Origin of the sequence: Vibrio sp. 2017_1457_13 (assembly GCF_030851525.1) — a bacterium.
GTDB classification, from domain to species: domain Bacteria; phylum Pseudomonadota; class Gammaproteobacteria; order Enterobacterales; family Vibrionaceae; genus Vibrio; species Vibrio metschnikovii.
The window spans coordinates 1-2,501 of record NZ_VHTA01000030.1 but is presented as its reverse complement, the minus strand read 5'-3'; the positions used below and the strand labels follow the sequence as shown (position 1 = coordinate 2,501).

The window sequence follows — 2,501 nt, the reverse complement described above, 5'->3', positions numbered from 1 at the left end:
TTTATCTCATTATCCCAATATCCAATCGTGGTGCGAAAGGATCAAAGGACAAAAAAGTTACGTTGGTATGATTTAAGCCAACACATAACAAAGCGTTCAAGAGGGATTCGCAACGCGCGGCATTTTCATTATGCGTTGATTTTATTAGTTTTTAGTGTAATGCGGTGAGTTGGTAGTTGCGTTGCTCACCCCTTAACGCGGCGTTATGTGCCACTAAGGTTTATCAGAACAAATCACTATGAGAGCCAATTCTAGCTAATTGGAGCTGGCCATCAAAAATGCGATAAATGAGCACTAGATCTGGTTTAACGTGGCAGTCACGGAATCCAACCCATCCGCCAGTTAGAGGGTGATCAACATTTTTAGGGTCGAGTTTTTCGCCTCTTTGCAGCTTTGATATGATGTTGCCGACTTCAATGATGTCCGAAATCGGCATTTTTGTGATTTTTTTGAAGTCTTTTTTGAATTGTGTTGAGTATTCTAAGCTATACATTCTTAACTTTGCCTTCAGTTAACTCAGTAAGCATAGCGTCAACAGATTCTGCTTTATGCCCATGACCTTGAACGAGTTCATTCATTGCAGAAATCGTTGTTTCATTTGGTTGAGGCACACGTAAGTCAAATGGAATACCACCATGATTAATCACGGCTTTTGCAAAAATTTTAATAGCTTGTGATGTACTAAGACCCATTTCGTCACAGATGCTAGTAAAAGCAACTTTGGTATCATGGTCTATACGAGTACTTAGCATTTCTGTTCTCATAACAGCACCTTTAGTTGTACAATGTATTACATAGTTAAACATTAGTATAATGGCACATAACAAACGCTTCAAGAGGGACTTCCAACGCGTGGCATTTTTATTTTGCGTTGATTTTGGTGGTTTCAGTGTTATGCGGAAACTTGATAGTAGCGTTGTCAGCCCCTTAAGCGGGCGTTAGCATTCAAGGAGAAAAGTTTGCACATTCCAGGGAAGTTTAAACAAGACAATATTGATGTACTTATCAATCTGATGCGTGAATATCCATTCGCAACAGTCATTACCTCTTCAAATTCAGCGATTGAGGCTAATCATCTTCCTTTATCTTTAATAGAGTTGGACGGTAAGTTACGTTTAAAGGGGCACATAGCTAAGGTCAATTCAGTTTGGCAAACCGCTAATCCTGTATCTGAAGTTCTTGTGATTTTTAACGGCCCAAATAGCTATGTATCTCCCAGTTATTATCCGACTAAGAAAGAGAATGGTAAGGCTGTGCCGACATGGAATTATATTGTGGTACATGTGAAAGGAAAGATTCGGTTTATTCACGAACCGCAATGGATATTGGAGGTTCTTGAGCAGTTAACATCGGAGCACGAGCAAGGACAAGAGGTGCCGTGGTCAATGTCAGATGCACCGGAGGGATACATTCATAAAATGTTGCCTGCGGTAGTAGGTGTTGAAATTGAGGTAGAGTCACTCAGTGGTCAATGGAAATTAAGCCAGAATCATCCAGAGATAAATCAACAGGGTGTTGTTGATGGCTTGTCATCCAAAGATGATACAAGCTCACAGGTTATCGCTTCACTCATGAGCGCTAATCTTTGACAAGAATGCTAACAAGGCGTTAAAGAGGGATTCGCAACGCGTAGCATTTTCGTTATGCTTTGATTTTATTAGTTTTTAGTGCAATGCGGTTAGTTGGTAGTCGCGTTACTCACCCCTTAACGCGGCGTTAGGCATAGGGAAGTTATGGAAGTCGTTCAGCTAAACGAGCATGAGCTAAAAATGTTGTGTGATGGCCAATCTGAGTTCAAGTATATTCTTGACGGGATTCCACCAAAGCATGTTTTAGATCGCTCTCTTAATAATTATCGTAATTCAGTTTGTGAAATTTGGTCTTTACCGTACTTTATAAAGTTAAATGATCAGCTAATTGGCAGTTGCGGTTTTAAGAACCCGCCGTCTGATTATCGAGTGGAAATCGGTTACAACGTAGCGTTTGATGTTCGTGGTAAAGGTATTGCAACATTTGCAGTTAATAAACTTTGCCAAATTGCTTTTGAATCTGGTTTAGTCAAAGTTGTCTTTGCCTTAATCGCTTCTGAAAATTTAGCTTCACTTCATGTTGTTCGCAAAAATGGATTTATCTATAAAAACATGGTTGTGGATAGTGATGGTGAGTCATTAGAATGTTGGGAAATAATCCAATAATATCAATGCGTTGGTAAATGCCTAACAAGGCGTTAAAGAGGGATTCGCAACGCGCGGCATTTTCGTTATGCGTTGATTTTATTAGTTTTTAGTGTAATGCGGTGAGTTGGTAGTTGCGTTGCTCACCCCTTAACGCGGCGTTATATTTCTCTTAAATTCAACGTGTTACAAATTTAAACGTTAAGTGGTAATGTGAGTGTTTTGCTGGTTGATGATTTCTTGTGAAGCATAGCTGTTGATTTGATCAAGTTTATCAATGTCTAACGAACATTATTGTTTAATCGCATTTAGCAACTCTTTTGATTT

At 39.3% G+C, this 2,501-nt stretch carries 4 protein-coding genes; 2 read left to right on the top strand and 2 right to left on the bottom strand.

Going from position 1 to position 2,501, the window contains the following annotated elements; genetic code table 11:
• Positions 1-223: 223 nt before the first annotated feature.
• Complete coding sequence (locus FKN88_RS17305) at positions 224-493, bottom strand: type II toxin-antitoxin system YafQ family toxin (RefSeq protein ID WP_039428600.1); 270 nt, start codon at positions 491-493, stop codon at positions 224-226.
• A complete protein-coding gene (locus tag FKN88_RS17300) occupies positions 486-764 on the bottom strand; it encodes a type II toxin-antitoxin system RelB/DinJ family antitoxin (protein WP_032480862.1) in 279 nt (92 codons plus the stop codon). Before FKN88_RS17300 ends, FKN88_RS17305 begins: the two co-directional genes overlap by 8 nt.
• A gap of 195 nt (positions 765-959) precedes the next feature.
• On the opposite strand from FKN88_RS17300, the gene FKN88_RS17295 reads away from it, so the two are divergent.
• Positions 960-1,589, top strand: coding sequence for an FMN-binding negative transcriptional regulator (locus tag FKN88_RS17295; protein ID WP_154170959.1), 630 nt, complete (start codon positions 960-962; stop codon positions 1,587-1,589).
• 144 nt (positions 1,590-1,733) lie between these two features.
• On the top strand, positions 1,734-2,195 hold the full coding sequence (locus FKN88_RS17290; protein WP_154171021.1) for a GNAT family N-acetyltransferase: 462 nt from the start codon (positions 1,734-1,736) through the stop codon (positions 2,193-2,195).
• Positions 2,196-2,501 lie beyond the last annotated feature (306 nt).